Origin of the sequence: Stenotrophomonas chelatiphaga (assembly GCF_001431535.1) — a bacterium.
Lineage (GTDB): Bacteria > Pseudomonadota > Gammaproteobacteria > Xanthomonadales > Xanthomonadaceae > Stenotrophomonas > Stenotrophomonas chelatiphaga.
The window spans coordinates 97,888-114,391 of record NZ_LDJK01000008.1; the positions used below are offsets into that span (position 1 = coordinate 97,888).

At 68.3% G+C, this 16,504-nt stretch carries 13 protein-coding genes; 1 reads left to right on the forward strand and 12 read right to left on the reverse strand.

Features of this window, described 5'->3' with window-relative positions; all coding sequences use genetic code 11:
• Positions 1-95: 95 nt before the first annotated feature.
• Positions 96-839 (reverse strand): SapC family protein, encoded by a 744-nt coding sequence (locus ABB28_RS03250; protein ID WP_057507244.1) that lies wholly within the window; start codon positions 837-839, stop codon positions 96-98.
• A 113-nt stretch (positions 840-952) separates the two neighbouring features.
• Positions 953-1,225: a hypothetical protein gene (locus tag ABB28_RS03255; RefSeq protein ID WP_057507245.1), complete on the reverse strand. Its 273-nt coding sequence runs from the start codon at positions 1,223-1,225 to the stop codon at positions 953-955.
• Positions 1,226-1,499: 274 nt separating this feature from the next.
• On the opposite strand from ABB28_RS03255, the gene ABB28_RS03260 reads away from it, so the two are divergent.
• The gene (locus ABB28_RS03260) at positions 1,500-3,701 is read left to right on the forward strand and encodes a TonB-dependent siderophore receptor (protein ID WP_083491894.1); all 2,202 of its coding nucleotides are present in this window, start codon (positions 1,500-1,502) and stop codon (positions 3,699-3,701) included.
• A gap of 292 nt (positions 3,702-3,993) precedes the next feature.
• Here ABB28_RS03260 and fusA read toward each other — a convergent pair whose 3' ends face one another.
• From fusA to ABB28_RS03310, 10 genes are all read right to left on the reverse strand, one after another.
• Positions 3,994-6,021, reverse strand: a complete 2,028-nt coding sequence (gene fusA, locus ABB28_RS03265) for an elongation factor G (protein WP_057507246.1) — start codon at positions 6,019-6,021, stop codon at positions 3,994-3,996.
• Between the two features lie 379 nt (positions 6,022-6,400).
• Entirely contained in the window at positions 6,401-7,165 is a 765-nt protein-coding gene (locus tag ABB28_RS03270) for a heme ABC transporter ATP-binding protein (RefSeq protein WP_057507247.1), read from the reverse strand.
• The gene (locus ABB28_RS03275) at positions 7,162-8,166 is read right to left on the reverse strand and encodes a FecCD family ABC transporter permease (RefSeq protein ID WP_057507281.1); all 1,005 of its coding nucleotides are present in this window, start codon (positions 8,164-8,166) and stop codon (positions 7,162-7,164) included. Before ABB28_RS03275 ends, ABB28_RS03270 begins: the two co-directional genes overlap by 4 nt.
• A 53-nt stretch (positions 8,167-8,219) precedes the next feature.
• On the reverse strand, positions 8,220-9,278 hold the full coding sequence (locus ABB28_RS03280; protein ID WP_057507248.1) for a heme/hemin ABC transporter substrate-binding protein: 1,059 nt from the start codon (positions 9,276-9,278) through the stop codon (positions 8,220-8,222).
• Between the two features lie 56 nt (positions 9,279-9,334).
• Positions 9,335-10,711 (reverse strand): YncE family protein, encoded by a 1,377-nt coding sequence (locus tag ABB28_RS03285; protein WP_057507249.1) that lies wholly within the window; start codon positions 10,709-10,711, stop codon positions 9,335-9,337.
• 118 nt (positions 10,712-10,829) lie between these two features.
• Positions 10,830-11,804, reverse strand: coding sequence for an alpha/beta hydrolase (locus tag ABB28_RS03290; protein ID WP_245625261.1), 975 nt, complete (start codon positions 11,802-11,804; stop codon positions 10,830-10,832).
• A gap of 115 nt (positions 11,805-11,919) precedes the next feature.
• Positions 11,920-12,312, reverse strand: coding sequence for a fluoride efflux transporter CrcB (gene crcB / locus ABB28_RS03295; protein ID WP_057507251.1), 393 nt, complete (start codon positions 12,310-12,312; stop codon positions 11,920-11,922).
• Entirely contained in the window at positions 12,312-13,601 is a 1,290-nt protein-coding gene (locus ABB28_RS03300; protein WP_245625262.1) for a replication-associated recombination protein A, read from the reverse strand. Before ABB28_RS03300 ends, crcB begins: the two co-directional genes overlap by 1 nt.
• 111 nt (positions 13,602-13,712) lie before the next feature.
• Complete coding sequence (lolA, locus tag ABB28_RS03305; RefSeq protein WP_057507253.1) at positions 13,713-14,351, reverse strand: outer membrane lipoprotein periplasmic chaperone LolA; 639 nt, start codon at positions 14,349-14,351, stop codon at positions 13,713-13,715.
• An 87-nt stretch (positions 14,352-14,438) separates the two neighbouring features.
• The gene (locus tag ABB28_RS03310) at positions 14,439-16,376 is read right to left on the reverse strand and encodes a DUF3857 domain-containing protein (RefSeq protein WP_057507254.1); all 1,938 of its coding nucleotides are present in this window, start codon (positions 16,374-16,376) and stop codon (positions 14,439-14,441) included.
• Positions 16,377-16,504: the final 128 nt, after the last annotated feature.

Genomic DNA, 16,504 nt, shown 5'->3' on the forward strand with positions numbered 1-16,504 from the left:
CCGGGCCAGGAACGGCGGAAATCCTCCGCCGCCACAGCGCCAGGACGCCACCCGTGGCGATGCCGGTCGTCCTGACCGGCACCCCTGCGGGCCGGTCAGGCGTCGCGCTGCGCCTGCTTGCGGGTCAGGTCGCCGAAACGCGACAGCGACATCAGGTGCTGGTGCACCAGGCCCAGCCAGCCGTTGCGGTGCCATGCCAGCACCACGTCATCGGGCAGCTTCTGGAACTTCTCCACGTCCACCACGTTGAAGCCCTGCAGGGTGAGTTCGCGGCCGTTCGGCAGGCGCACGTTGGCGTTGCGCATCACCAGCAGGTCCTGCTCGATCAGCGCCTTGGAGAACGCCTGGGTGTGGTTGTGGTCGGCGGTGAAGCGGCCGCAGAATTCCATCGCCTGCTGCAGCAGCTCGCTCGGCTTGCCGTCGACGAACAGCGCCTCGCCTTCGGTGCCGCCCTTGACGATGCGCTCGGTGCCTTCGTCGAAGCCCAGCACGTAGTTCTGGCTGCCGTCGGTATCGATGAAGATGAAGGGGTGGCGGCGCACGTAGGCCGGCACGTAGGTATCCGGCTCCCACTGGCCGTCAGTGACGAACAGGTTGTCCTCGGTCACGCCGAGGGCGGCCATCGGCACCGCGTCCGGGCCGGCGAACAGGATCGGGAAATGGTGCAGCGCCAGCGAGAACTCGTTGACGATCAACGGAATCGCGTTGGTCTTGGCAGCGAAGCCCAGCTTGCCCGGCAGGATGCGCAGGTCGCCGTGGATATCCGACTGCAGCGGCACCGGGCGGCTGTAGAACAAAGGGGAGCCTGCTGCAGGCGCGGTGTCGTTGCCGTTGGTCATCAGAAAGCCATCTCTACTGAACGCGCCAGCCATCCCGGGCGCGAATGCGGGTGGAACATGAAGCCCGCATTATCAACAAGCCACGTTGCAATCACCACCCCGCCGCTGCGGCCTTACTTTAGCTGCAACGGATAGCGCTGCCACAGCACGTGCACCAGGAAGCCGGTCAGCTCGGGATCCTTGCCGCGGATGGCGCCACGGATCTTGTCCAGCAGCACCATGTCCGAGCATTTGCGCACATCGGAATGGTTGGCCTGGCCTGCGCGGCGCGCACGATAGCGGGCAGCACGCTGCGCATCGCTCATCGCATACCCGAATTTCGGCGGCCTGCCCCGCTTGCGCGGCAGAGCCAGTTCGAAGGTCCCGGGGTCTTTGTCGTCGCGCATGGGAATGGGGAGGGAAAACGGCCGCGCACTTTATCGTGAGGCATCACTTTAATCCAGTCTTTTTTCACGGAAACTGCTGTTTTTCCGGCTCGCGCGCCACGATCGGCCGCACCCGGCAAACGGCACTGCCCGCCTTGCAATCCCTCTGTTTGCGAATGGGTCGCAATTGCGTTTCAACAGGGTCGACAGTAGACTGTGATCCACCTCTCTCATAGCGCTGTCGGCCGCCTCCGGATCTTGCATCCACGGCGTGCAGGCACGCCCGCGCACGCCCATGACACGACCCATCGCCTCACGACGCTCCCCCTTCCGTTTCCGCCCGCTGGCCATTGCCTGCGCGCTCGTCTGCGTCGCACCTGCAGTCCACGCGCAGCCGTCCGCCACTGAGCTGGACGCGGTGCGGGTCAACGCCTACCGCGCGGCCAACAGTGTCAGCAGCGCGACCAAGACCAGCACCTCGGTAGCCGAAACGCCGCAGTCGGTGTCGGTGATCGAACGCGCCGAACTGGATGCGCGCGGCGTGCAGTCGCTCAACGATGCGATGCGTTACGTGGCCGGCGTAAGCCTGGAAAGTTCGGGCATCGACAACCGCGTGGATGACTTCCGCATCCGTGGCTTCGATGCCGGCAGCTGGGCCAACAACGTGACCCTGGATGGCATGCGCGCGCCGCAGGGCAGCCAGTGGAACCGCAGCATGTTCGACAGCTGGAACCTGGAACGCGTGGAGGTGCTGAAGGGTCCCTCGGCGGTGATGTACGGACAGGTGGCACCGGGCGGCATGGTCAACCAGGTCAGCAAGACCCCGCAGCCGGGCCAGTTGCAACAGCTGCGACTCGGCCTGGATGCGCATGGCCAGTACAGCGCGGCGTTCGACGTGGGCACCGGCAGCGACGACGACGCGCACCTGGTGCGCCTGGTCGGCCTGTACCGCGATGGCGCAACCCAGATCAAGCACACCGAGCAGGAACACTGGTTCCTCGCCCCCAGCTACACCTGGCAGATGGCCGAGCGCACCCGCCTCACCCTGCTCGGCATGTACCAGAAAGACGATGGCGGATCGACCTACCAGTTCCTGCCGATGGACGGCACGCTGCGCGCCACGCCGTACGGTCACATGAAGAACACCACCTTCATCGGCGAGCCGTCCTGGAACACGTTCAATCGCACGCTGTGGACCGCGGGCTGGATGTTCGAGCACGCCTTCAACGACCACCTGACCTTCAGCCAGAGCGCGCGCCGCACGCATGTGGATTCGCTGTACCGCGGCGTGGTCACCAACGGCGCGCTCAATGCCGATGGCCGCACGCAGGCACGCCGCGCCACCTACGGCACCGGTGATTCGGATGGCGATACCTTCGACACCCGCCTGCAGGCACGTTTCAGCACCGGCGGCGTGGACCATGTCGCGCTGCTGGGGTGGGACTGGCAGCGTGCCGACTGGGAAGGCGTGCGCGGTGCGATGAGCAGTCCGCGGCCGATCGACATCTTCAACCCGGTGTACAGCGGTTACCTGCCACAGGTCACCAGCCTGAGCCCCACCGAGGGCAGCAACCGGCAGAGCGGTATTTACCTGCAGGACCAGCTGGCGCTGGGGCAGTGGCGCCTGACCGTGGGTGGACGCTACGACTGGACCAAGGACGATGCCTCCAGCGCGACCCGCAACCCGGTCACCGGCGCGACCGTGACCCAGCCGCGCAGCGTGATCAAGAACGAGGCCTTTACCGGCCGCGCCGGCGTGCTGTATGTGTTCGACAATGGCCTCACCCCGTATGTCAGCTATGCCGAATCGTTCCAGCCTTCGTCCACCAGTCCGCTGAACAATTTCGACGGCACCGCGTTCGACCCGGTCACCGGCACCCAGTGGGAAGCCGGCGTCAAATACCAGCCGGCCCGCATCGACGGCCTGGTCACGCTGTCGGCATACGAGCTGCGTCAGCAGAACCTGTTGACCCAGGATCCCGATCCGACCCACACCACCTGCGGTGCAACCGCCAATGCACGCTGTTCGATCCAGGACGGCGAAGGCCGCGTGCGCGGCGTGGAACTGGAAGGCCGTGTCACCCCGTTCGAAGGCTTCAGCCTGATCGGTGCGGCAAGCTGGATGGACTCGGAGATGACCCGTTCGGACCAGTACCAGGGCAAGCAGCTGATCATGGTGCCCGACTACACCGCCTCGTTCTGGGCCGATTACACCTTCGCCGGCGGCGCACTGGAAGGACTGAGCCTGGCGGCGGGTGCGCGCTACAACGGCCGCAGCTACGGCGACAGCGCGAACCTGTACCGGATCCCGGGTTACACCCTGTTCGATGCGGCGATCCGCTACGACGTCGGCCGGGTTGGCAACAGCGACCTGCAGTTGGCGCTGAACCTGAGCAACCTGGCTGATCGTCGTTATGTGTCGACCTGCACGACGGTGTCGTCGTGCTACTACGGCAGCGGCCGCACGGTGATGGCAACCGCACGGCTGGGATGGTGACACCGACCCACGCCCGGTAGTGACGGCCGCTGGCCGTCAGGTTCCTGCCGCGGTGGGTGACGACCGTTGGTCGTCACGCTCCTGCCTTCCGCTCCGCTCGCCGACCATGGGTCGGCGCTACCCGGTAGAGACGGCCGCTGGCCGTCAGGTTCCTGCCGCGGTGGGTGACGACCGTTGGTCGTCACGCTCCTGCCTTCCGCTACGCTCGCCGACCATGGGTCGGCGCTACCGTCGTTTCGTTCCTGCGGCGGGCAAAAAAAGGGGCGGCCGAAGCCGCCCCTTACCCGTCTACTCATTGCGCCGGCGCATAGCCGTGCAACTGCATGGTGCTGCTTGCCCGGCCCTGGCTCATCGAACGCAGCGCCGTGCTGTAACCCTGCAGCTGCGCCAGTGGTGCAAACCCGCTGACCTGCGAACGCCCTTCGCGCTCGTCGATCGCCTGCACCCGTCCATGGCGCCGCTGCAGGTCACCCACCACGTCACCGACATGGGCTGCGGGCGACAGCACCTGCAGCGACATCACCGGCTCCAGCAACTGGGTGCCCACCTGGGCCAGCGCTGCCTTCACCGCCTCCATCCCGGCGCGATGGAATGCCTGCTCGGACGAATCCTTCGCATGCGTCTGCCCATCCACCAGCACCACGTCCAGCCCGACCACCGGATGACCCTGCGGGCCGTCCTGCAGCGCGGCGCGCACGCCCTGCTCCACCGCGCGGATGAAGCTGCGCGGCACCACGCCGCCAACGATGCGGTCGCTGAACTCCACCGCATCATCATCGCGTGGACGCACGTCCAGTACCACGTGCGCGAACTGGCCCTGCCCCCCACTCTGCTTGACCACCCGGCCGACCACGCCGGGTGCTTCGCTGCGGGGTTTTTCCAGGTACGCCACGCGTGGCTGGCCGACCTGTACCTCGACCTTCCACTCGCTGCGCAGGCGCTCGACCATCACTTCCAGGTGCAGCTCGCCCATGCCCCACACCAGGGTTTCGCCGGTCTCTGCATCCGCCTCGACGCGGAACGACGGGTCTTCCTGGACCAGGCTTGCCAGCCCCTGGCTGATGCGGATCAGGTCACCGGCGCGGCCAGCCTGCAGCCGCCACGCCAGCACCGCCGGCTGCGACTGGATGGCTTCCAGCAGCAACGGCTGCTGCAGCGAGGACAGCGTTTCCCCGCTGATCGCATCCTTCCAGCCCATCACCGCGACGATGTCGCCGGCCTCGGCCTGTTCGATGTCATGCACCTGATCGGCCTGCACCCGCACCAGCCGTCCAACCCGACGCGCGTCGTGCCGCGAACTGGCGATGCGATCGCCCACCCGCAGCGTGCCCGAGTACACCCGCACGAAGGCCAGCGCACCCTGCTGCATGTGGGTGACCTTGAACAGCAGCGCGGCCAGCGGACCTTCTGCATCGGGCGGCAACTGCACCGTGTCCTCGCCGGAGGCCGCCGTCACCGCCGGCCGGTCCAGTGGCGACGGCAGGTAATCGACGATGGCATCCAGCAACGATTCCACGCCCTTGCCCTTGAACGCAGCGCCGGCCAGCACCGGCACGCCGGCACCGCTGACCGTGATGCGCCGCACCGCCGCGCGCAGCGCTTCGGCGTCCACCGGCGAACCCGCCAGCCAGGCATCGGCCAGCGCGTCGTCCAGCTCAGCCGCGGCCTGCACCAGCGCATTACGCTGCGGCTGCCACTGCAGCGCCTCCGCGTCGGTCCAGGCCCGTCGTTGCAGCGAACCGCTGGCATCCCAGTGCAGCACCTGCCGGTCCACCAGATCGACCCAGCCATCGAACGCGGCTTCGCTGCCCAGCGGCAGGCCCAACGCGAGCGGGCGCGCCTGCAGGCGATCGGCAAGCTGGGCGACGACGCGGTCGAACGAGGCGCCGATGCGGTCCATCTTGTTGACGAAGGCGAGCAGCGGCACGCCATGCCTGCGCGCCTGGTGCCAGACGGTCTCTGATTGCGGCTGCACCCCGTCGACCGCGGAAAACACCGCGACCGCGCCATCCAGCACGCGCAGCGAGCGCTCCACTTCGATCGCGAAATCGATGTGCCCGGGGGTGTCGATGAGCGTCAGCCGGTGCGCAGCGAGGTCGCGCGGCGCCCACTGCGCCTGCACGGCCGCCGCACCGATGGTGATGCCGCGTTCGCGCTCGATCGCCGAAAAGTCAGTGGTCGCCGCGCCGTCGTGCACTTCACCGACGCGATGAATCTGGCCGGTTTTCCACAGCAACCGTTCGGTCAGCGTGGTCTTGCCCGCATCGATATGGGCAATGATGCCGAGATTGCGACGCAGCGAAAGGGTCTGGGTGTTCATGGACTACTCCTGCAATGCCAACATCGGGAAACCGCGCGTCCCGGTTGGCTGCAGGGCGCGCGGTCAGGTCTGGGTGTCGTCGAGCGGGTGCATGGCACGTTCTCCTTCGCTTCTCAGATGAATCGGGTAAATCGGAATAAAAAAAGCGCCCGGTTGGGCGCTCTGCTGGGGGTCCAAGGCAACCGCGATGCGGTCAGCCGCCTTGTCTTCCGCCGGGCAGACGCACCCGTTCCGCGCAGGCGCGGAGCAGGATCTGAAACGTCAGCAGCGGAAAAGCGTTCATCGGACTCACCACGGATTGGAGGCGCTAGTGTGCGCTCGCTGCGGGCAGATACAAGAGGTCTTTGCCATCAAAAATGGAACACTGAAGGGGTCAGAGTCAGGTCACCACCACCAGTGGCACCGGGCGGCGCGGGTGCTGCAGCACCAGCACGTCCTGCTGGTAGACGCGGCGCAGCGTGTCTTCGGTGAGCACCTCACGCGGGGTGCCATCGGCGGCCACCCGGCCGCGCTCCAGCAGCACGATGCGATCGGCATGGCCGGCGGCCAGGTTGAGGTCATGCAGCACCACGATCACGCACGCGCCCTGGTCGGCCAGCGTGCGCACGCTGCGCAGCGTGCGTTCCTGGTGGCGCAGGTCCAGCGCGGCGGTCGGTTCATCCAGGAACAGCAGCGGCGTGTCCTGCGCCAGTACGCGCGCGAAGGTGGTGCGCGCCGATTCGCCGCCCGAAAGCTGCTGCACTTCGCGCTGGCGCAGGGCCTGGAGTTCGGCCGCGTCCAGCGCCGCTTCGACGCGACGCGCATCCTCGGCAGGTGCTGGCGGATGCGGCAGGCGCCCCATCGCCACCACTTCTTCCACGCTGAAGGCGAAGCGCACTGCATGCTCCTGCGGCATCACCGCGCGCTGGCGCGCCAATGCCCCGGCACGCAGCGCCGACAGCGGCGTGCCGGCCAGCAGTACCTCACCACTGTCCGGTTGAAGGTCGCCGCAGGCCACGCCCAGCAGCGTGGACTTACCCGCCCCGTTCGGGCCGACCAGCGCGGTGACCGTGCCCGGTGCGAAGGCCAGCTCGACATCGGCCAGGATCGGCCGCTGCTGCCGCACCACGCCGACCTGCCGCAACGACAGCAGTGCACTGTTCATGCGGCTCCCTTGCTGCGGCGCTGCATCACCAGCCACAGGAAGAACGGCGCGCCAAGCGCTGCCGAAAACAGCCCCAGCGGAATCTCCGACGGCGGATCCAGCGTGCGCGCGGCCGTGTCCGCCACCACGATCAACAGCGCGCCCAGCAGCCCGGACAGCGGCAGCAGCCAGCGATGGCCCGGCCCGACCAGCAGCCGCGCCACGTGCGGCACCACCAGCCCGACGAACCCGATCGACCCGGCGAACGCCACCGCCGCGCCCACCAGCAGCGCGCTGAAGGCCACCAGCCTCCGCCGCGTACGCGTGACATCCAGCCCGAGGTGCTGCGCCTGGCGCTCGCCCAGCGCCAGCATGTCCAGCGGCGTCGCCAGGCGCAGCAGGCAGAACGTGCCCACCGCGAACAGCGGGGTGACCGCGGCGACATCGCGCCAATCGGCGCTGGCCAGCGAGCCCAGCTGCCAGAACACCAGCGACTGCAGCTGCGCTTCGGTGGCGATATAGGTGAAGAAGCCGATCAGCGCCGAACAGAAGGCCGCCATCGCGATACCGACCAGCAACAGGGTGGCGTTGCCATCGCCGCGCCCGGGACGTGCCAGCAGGTAGGTGATGCTGATCGCCGCCGCACCGCCGGCGAAGGCCGCCAGCGGGATCACCCAGCCGCCCAGTGCCGCCGCACCCAGCACGATCGCCGCGACCGCACCCAGCGCTGCGCCCTGGCTGACCCCGACGATGCCGGGGTCGGCCAGCGGATTGCCGAACAGCCCCTGCAGGCTGGCACCGGCCATCGCCAGCGATGCACCCACGATGGCACCCAGCAGTACGCGCGGGATGCGCAGCTGCCAGACCACCGCGACGTCACGCGCGCTGGCCTGCGCGGCATCCAGCACGCCCAGCTTGACCCCGATGGCCTGCAGCACCGACAGCGGCGGCAGCCGCAGCGGCCCCACCGCGAACGACGCCAGCACCGCCAGCAGCAACGCGCCCAGCACCAACAGCAGCATCAGCTGGCCGCGGCGTCGGCGCCGGTCACCCGGCATCCCGTGCGGCACTGCACTCATGCCGGCGGCAGCGCCGCCAACGCGCGCGCCAGCGCCAATGCACCGGCACCGGAACCCACGCTGGTGTACTTCAGTTGCAGGTCCGGCATCACCCAGACCCGGCCGGCCTGGCCGGCAGGGGTCTGCTTCAGCGTCGGATAGGCCTTCCACAGCCCATCGGCACCGCCGAACAGCTGCAGGTCGTGCGCGGTGACCAGAATCACTTCGGGGGCCGCTGCCACCACGCCTTCATTGCTGAGCGCGGAGAAATTGGCGACGCCCGCTTCGGTGCCGATGTTGAGGCCACCCGCCAGCGCGATCAGCTTGCCCGACGCACTGTCGGCGCCGGCCACGGTCGGGTTGCCGCCCGCGCCGGTGGCCGACACATGGATCACCCGCGGTTTGCGCGTGGTTGCCGCGGCGATCGCGGCGGCCTCGTCCAACTGCTTCTGCACGGCATCGGCAAGCGCCGCGCCTGCCTCGGCACGGCCGATCGCCGTGGCGACCTTGCGCACCTTGTCCGGTGCCGGCTGCAGGTCATCGATGATCACCGCGTCCTGGCCCACCGCACGCAGTTTCTCGGCCAGGTCACTGTGGCGACGCAGGCTGTTGCCCAGGAACAGCGAGCCGCCCAGGCTGAGCACGCCTTCCACGCCGGTGGTGCGATTGAACAGGAACTGATGCGGCGCGGCGCGTCCGGCGTCGGTGGTGGCGTTGGTGGGTGCAGCGAACACCTGGCTGCCCTGCCCCAGTGCTTCGATCACCGCGATGATGTCATCGCCACCGGCGACGATCCGGCTGGCATCGTCGACCTGCACGTCCACGCCATCATCGGAATGCACGGTGGCCGGCAAGGTGGCCGCGCCCGCCGCAACCGACGGGACGGTCTCGCCGCCGACGACCTGCCAGCCTGCCGGCAGCGCGCCCTGCCCGGCCGCAGCACTCGGCGCGGGCGATGTCGCCGCGTCCGGGACCGGCGCGGCGGGCTCGCCACTTCCGGAACACGCGGCAAGCGCGAAGGTCAGTGCGAACGCCAATTGCAGCGTCCGGGCAGGCAGGATCCGATTCGAATTCATGGGAAAGCTCCTCCTGGACGGGGCGGCGTCAGCCGCCCCGCATCCAAGTCAACGTATCAAGGCTGGCGCAGTGCGATGCGGGTGATGCGGTCGCCTTCCGGGTCTTCGGCACCCTTGGACTTGTTCACCGCGAACACGTTGCCCTTGCCATCGGCGCGCACATGGTTGGGGAAGGTGCCGCCGGCGAGATTGCCGACCACCTTGCCATCGGGATCCAGCACGGTCACCGTGCCGGCACCGCGGTTGCTGACATAGGCCAGCCCGGCGACCGGGTCGAAGGCCACGTTCAACGCACCGGCACCGACCGGCACGTCATGCAGAACGGTGCCGGTGGCCACGTCGACGATCAGCACGTTGTCGCTGCCCTGCGAGGCGACGAACAGGCGACCACGCGTTGCGTCGTAGGCCACGCCGGAGGCACTGCTGGCGTTGCCCAGCGCGATGACCTTGTCGACCTTGCCGCTGGCCACATCGATCACCGCCGCTTCGGGCGTGCCGATGCTCACGGTGAACAGTTTGCCGGCCTGCTCATCCAGCACCAGGCTCATCGGCACGAACTTTCCGTCATCCACGCCGGAGGCCAGGGTGATCGCGTCCAGCGGCTCGAGGGTCCTGGCATCGAACACCGACAGATGGTCCTCGCCGGTTGCTGACGCGAAGACTTTGCCGTGCACGCTGTCGACCACCACGTCGCGCGCGTGCGGCACGCTGCCGACGTCGAACTGGCGCACCAGCGACAGGTCCGACTGGCGGTACACCGCCACGGTGTCCTGGCGCGTGTTGGTCACCCAGACGTTGCCGTTGGCATCGTCCACGCCCACCCCGTACACGGCGAACACGCTGTCCCCCTTGCCGCCGGGCACCTTGGCCGGGGTGATCGCCTTGACCACCTGCAGCGAGGCCGGGTCCACCTTCAGCAGCTGCGACTGGGTGACCGGCGGGCGGCCCACCGCCGAGGTCACGAACACCGCGTCGCTGGCCGCGCTGTAGGCACTCTGGTACAGCCCCTGCACCAGCTTGTTGGAGCTGCTGCTGAAGCGGTCCTGGCCGCTGAGCGCCAGCTGCGGCGAAACCCGCAGGGTGGTTACCGCCGCCGCTGCCGGGCTGCTGGCGCGCGCCACCAGGGGATGCTGGCCGGGCACCGCATCGGCCGGAATGGCCAGTTCGGTCTTGAACTGGCCGTTGCCATCCACGGTCAGCGGCGCGGCGGTCAGCACGGTGTCGCCGCGCAGCAGTTCGACCTTCTGGCCGGGCACGAAATCGCTGCCGATGATCTCGGCCTTGCCGCCGGCGACCGGGTTTTCGCTGCGTGCGCTCAGCTTGCCCTTGAAGCCGTTGGCCGGTGCGTCGAACACCGGTTGTGCATGGACGGCGACGGCGATCAGGATGCCGGCGGCGAGGCTGCCGAGCCGAAGCGGGGTACGGAAGGTCATGACATGCTCCTTGCATGGGATGCGCTGCAACAGCGCAGGGTGTCATTGCCTGGGCACATGCGTACGCGACGCGGGCGGCCTGGGTAAGGGAACGCGTGGCGATGGCCGCGCGCGGGATTCACGGCGTGGCGGCCTCGCCGCTGCGGTCGCTGATGCCGTACAGCGCCGACAGGGTCGCCTTGAACGACGCCGGCAACATCGGCCCGTGGCCAAGCCCGGGGAACTCGCGGTACTGCACCTGCAGGCCGGGCAGCGCGCCCAGGCGATCGCTCAGTGCATGCGCGGCATCCGGTGCGGCACCGCCGATGCGGCGCAGGTGCGCGACCACGCGCGGGTTGGCCATGTCACGCACGCCGCGGTTGCCGCTGCGCTCATCGCCCCCGAGCATCACCCACAGCTGGGCCGGCTGGCCGGCGCGGTTTTCGATGAATTGTTTTTCCAGGTCGCCCAGCGGCGCGCCCTGGCTCCACCACAGCGACGGACTGGCCGCCACGTACTGCTGGAAAGCAGCCGGACGGGTGTACAGGCTGCTGAGCACGAACAGCCCGCCCAGCGAATGGCCCCACAGCGCCTGGCGCCGGGTGTCCACGTTGGCGCGACGCGCCACTTCCGGTTTGATCTGCCGCTCGATCACCTCCTGGAAGGCGAACGCGCCGCCGCCGACAACCTGCCGGGTGCCACGTTCATCATCGGCACGGTCGATCCAGGCCGTGTAGTCGCGTGTGCGTTGCGCCGAATCGATGCGACGCTCGTTGTCATAGCCGATCAGCACCAGCACCGGCGGCGCCGGGCTCGCGGCCAGTTCGTCCAGCATCGGCCGGTCCAGCACCATCGCCGCGGCGTTGCCATCCAGCGCGTACAGCACCGGCGAAGGAGCGTTGGCGGCCTTGCCGGGAACCAGCAGATTGACCCGCCACTGGCGCTGGCCGTCGGGGCTGCCGACCACGAAACGTTCAACCCGGTAACTGCCGGCGGGCTGGTCCAGCACCGTCTGGCCCATCATCTGGTCCGGGTTGCGCTGCTGCGCATGGCTGCAGAAGGAGGCGCCGGCCAGCGCCAACAGCGCGGCAAGGCCGAAGAGACGGTGATGCATGGGGGGCATGGCTCACAGCGGGATCGCTGGCCAGTCTACCAAACGCGAATGGTTCTCGCTTTCGATGCGCGTGTCAAAGTGTGTCGCCCCTGCCCAGGCACCCTGCCGCCGTGTGTCAGCGCGCCGCCTCGGCCAGCCGCGCACCCAGCCATACCAGCAGCAGGCCACCGACCAGGCTGACGCCCAGGTACAGCGGCACCATGCCGCCGCGATCGCTGCGCGCGAACACCAGGGTCTCCAGCATCAGCGAAGAAAAGGTGGTCAGCCCGCCCAGCAGCCCGACCACCAGGAACGCGCGCAACAGGGTTACGTTGCCGCCCCGCTGCTGCAGCCACACCAGCAGGTAACCTGCCGCGAAAGCGCCGATGAAGTTGGCGCTCAGCGTTCCCCACGGGAAGCCCTGGCCGAACCGCTGCAGCATCGCGTCGCCGATGACGAAGCGCAGTGCCGAGCCCAGTGCGCCGCCGGCCATCACCAGCCCGAGCTGCTGCCACCAGCTGCCGCCCATCACTCGCCTGCCCCGTCCCGCTTGGCTGCGCGCGCCTGTTCGCGCTGGGCACGCAGGCGGTCCAGTTTTTCCTTCAGCTTGATCTCCAGCCCGCGCGCCACCGGCTGGTAATACACCTGTTCGCCCATCGCATCCGGGAAGCCGGTCTGGTCCAGCGCGATGCCGCCTTCCATGTCGTGGTCGTACTGGTAGTCCGCGCCGTAGCCGAGGTTCTTCATCAGCTTGGTCGGCGCATTGCGCAGGTGCAGCGGCACCTCCAGCGTGCCGGAGGCGCGCACCTCGGCCTTGGCCTGGTTGTAGGCGGCATAGCCGGCATTGGATTTCGCGGTGCTTGCCAGGTACAGCACCAGCTGGGCGAAGGCGAGCTCGCCTTCCGGGCTGCCCAGCCGCTCGTAGATGTCCCAGGCCTCCAGCGCCATCGACTGCGCGCGTGGATCGGCCAGGCCGATGTCCTCGATCGCCATGCGGGTCAGCCGGCGGGCCAGGTAGGATGGATCGCAGCCGCCATCGAGCATCCGCGTCAGCCAGTACAGCGCCGCATCGGGGTTGGAACTGCGCACGGACTTATGCAGCGCGGAGATCTGGTCGTAGAACTGCTCGCCGCCCTTGTCGAAGCGGCGGGTGCGGTCGGCCAGCACCTGGGTGAGCGTCTGCGGGGTGATCCGGCCGCCTTCGTCGACGGCCAGTTCGGCGGCGATTTCCAGCAGGGTAAGCGCGCGACGGACATCACCATCGGCGGCGCTGGCGATCTGCAGCAGCAGCGCGTCGTCCACCTGCACGCCCTCCGCGCCCAGCCCGCGTTCGCTGTCGGCCAACGCGCGCTGCAATGCTTCGACGATGTCCTGCGGCGATACCCCTTCCAGCACGTGCACGCGGCAGCGCGACAACAGGGCGGAGTTCAGTTCGAAGGACGGGTTTTCGGTGGTGGCACCGACGAACACGATGGTCCCGCGTTCGATGTGCGGCAGGAAGGCATCCTGCTGGGTCTTGTTGAAACGGTGCACCTCGTCGACGAACAGCACCGTGCGCCGGCCTTCGGCAAAACGCTGGGCCGCTTCGGCCAGCACCTGGCGTACTTCCGGCAGGCCGGACAACACGGCCGAGATCGCGCGGAACTCCGCGTCGGCATATTCGGCGAGCAGCAATGCCAGGGTGGTCTTGCCACAGCCCGGCGGACCCCACAGGATCATCGAATGCACGCGCCCGGATTCGACCGCGCGGCGCAACGCACTCTCCGCGGCGAGCAGGCGTTTCTGCCCGACCATTTCGTCGAGGGTACGCGGCCGCATGCGCTCGGCAAGCGGCCGCAGGTGATCCCGATCCACGCTCAGCAGATCAGGGCCGGGGAATGAAGAAGTACGTTGTCTGGCCACGCGGCATTGTACCGCGCGGCCACGCGGTCATTCGCCGATGACGTCGGTACCGGCCGGCGGGGTGAAGCGGAACGTGCCGGCGGCGAAGGACGGATTGCGCTTCCAGCCGGTGAAGGCGATCACCGTGCGCTGGCCCACCGCGTCGGTGATTTCCATCTTCGCCAGGCCGCTGGCGTTGAAGCCCAGCGCGGCGTACTGGAAGCTGGCTTCGGTCTCGCGCTTGGGGGTCAGCGACAGCCACTGCAGGCCATCGCGCGGCGCGGCTTCTTCGCTCAGGTCGTACTGCTGTTCAAGCAGGGCCGGATTGATCAGCGCGGTCAGCGGGCTGTTCTGTTCTTCCTTGCCCTGCGCACGCACGGTGGCCTGCTCCAGGTCCGGTTCGTACATCCAGACCTTGCTGCCATCGGCCACGATCTGCTGCACATGGGGGCGCTGGTACTCCCAGCGGAACAGGCGCGGCGCCGACAGCGCAACACGGCCACTGGTGGTTTCCTTGACCTTGCCACGGGTATCGAACACCTGCTGGCTGAACTGCCCATCCAGGCCCTTCAGGCCGGCGGTGAAGGTCTTCAGGTCATCACGCGCGCCGGCCCAGGCACTGGTCGAAACCAGGCACGCGGCGGCGAGCACGGAAGTAGCGAGGGTGCGGCGGAAGCTGGCGTGCATGCGGGTATCCAGAAGGAACGTGGAAGGATGGAATGAAGTGTGCCCAAAGCATCCTGAATGGGCGATCCACTGCAGCGGGCGCAGGGTTCAGCCGCCGCTTTGCGCAGGGACCCGACCGTACACGATCTGCCCGCGGAAGCCGCGTCGCACCTGCTGGAACAGTTCGCGGAAGGCGGCATAGTCGCCGGGCTGGCACAGCGCATCATCGCCGCGCACCGCGTTCTGGCGCAGCCGATGACGGGCGATGACCTGCTGGCCGTCGCGCTCCCAGCGCACCGAATACTGGCCGGCGGCGTTGCTGAACTGCTGGTCGTGCGGCACCGCGATCAGCGGCACGCCCTGCGGCAGGGTCACCCGGTAGGTTTCCTGGCGCAGGCTGGCATCGCACTGGAACGGGGTGGCATTGTCCGGCGCCGAGGTCGCCGCGTAGGCGTCACGGAACGATTCCGCACCGGGCGGATCGGGCAGCTGCATGCCGCCGACCAGGTTGAAATCCACGTAATCGGACGCGCTGAAATCAAAGGTGTAATTGAAGGGCTGCTGCAGCTCCTGCGGGTCGCCCTGCAGCTTCAGGCTGCCCTGGCCGTCGAAGCCGGAGGCCGCGACCATCGAGGCCTCGGCGCGGGCGCGGTTCTGCGCGTTCAAGCGTGCAAACGATGCGCGCATACCAATTTCCGCGCTGTCACCGGGCTGCAAGCGGGTGCTGCCTTCCAGGTTGCCGGCGGCATCGAACACGAAATCGGCTTCGAAGCCCATGCCATTGCGCTGGTCGTCGTTGGCCGGCGTCCGTGCCAGCGTCGCCGGGCCGGTCAGCAGCACCGGTGCGCCGAGGTCGCCGTCGGGCAGCTGGCCAGGACGCGCCCAGGCGCTGGTGGAATCCAGGTACAGATCGAATTCCGGCACGTAGGTGATGGCGTGGTTGAAGCGCCCCAGCGTCGGCACCGCCGGCAGGGTCGGTCCACCGCCGGCGCCGATCAGCACCGCCGTACTGTCGATGCCCTTGGCCGCCAGCAGCGCCTCCAGGATCACCACGTGGTCCTTGCAGTCGCCATAGTGGTTGTCCAGCACGCTCTGCGCCGGGTTCGGTTCCAGCCCGCCGTTGCCGAGGTAAACCGCCACGTAGCGGATGTTGCGCGCCACCCAGCGGTACAGGGCATCCACCTGCCCGCGACGGTCGGCGATGCCGTCGGTGACTTCGTCGGCCAATGCCTTCAGCTGCGGGGTCACCGTGGCGGCCTGCCCGGCCTTGAGCTGGTACGCACGCGCCATCTGCGGCCACTCCGCGTAGGTGCTGGCCATGATGGTCGGGCTGAACTCCCACGGCGCGGCGGTCCAGTTCTGCGCCGGCAGCGGCGTGCCGCGGCGGTACGTCCAGCTCCAGTGGGCGCGCCCGGCGCGGACGGTGGGCGCATCACTGCCCTGCACGCCCCTGCTCAGCACCTTCATCGACAGGCTGGCCGGCGCGCTCAGGGTGACCTGCGCGTCGTCGTACTGGTTGAACACACTGAAGGTTTCCCACAGCCCGAAATACCCCGGGAAGTACGGCTGCCGCTGGGTGCGGCGGGTGGCGTAGACCACGCGCGTGCCCGGCGCCAGGTTGGGAAACACGATCACCCGCACCTTGCGGTCGGCGTACATCGCCGCCGAGGCACTGGAATAACTTTCCTGGGTGTAGATGCGGTCGGCCGGTACGTCACGGCGCTGGCCATCGGCGGTGAGCGTGTAGGCCTCCAGCACCTCCAGCGTTTCCATTTTTTCGCTGTAGCTCAACCGTACCTGGCTGAACTGGTCCACCGCGCTGCGGGTCTTGAGCAGGATGTCGTAGTGCTCGGCCTGGGTATTGCCGGCATCGGCGTCAACCACGTAATCGGCGCGGTAGCGGGCGAAGCTGAAGTTGTTGCTGGCCTCGGCCGGCGCCGCGCCCTGCATCGGGGGTGCGGCGGGCGCGGCAGGTACCTCAACCGCGAGGGCGGACCCGAGGGGCAGCAGCAGGGCGGCCAGCAATCCGTTGCGCAGGGGTGCCATGGGGAGGGTTCCGGTTGGTCTGTGGGAGGGCGGCGGAGCGGGATCAAAAGCGTGACGACCAACGGTCGTCACCCACCAGGTCGGGTCGTCACCCACCAGGTCGGGTCATCACCCACCGAGGCGGGTCG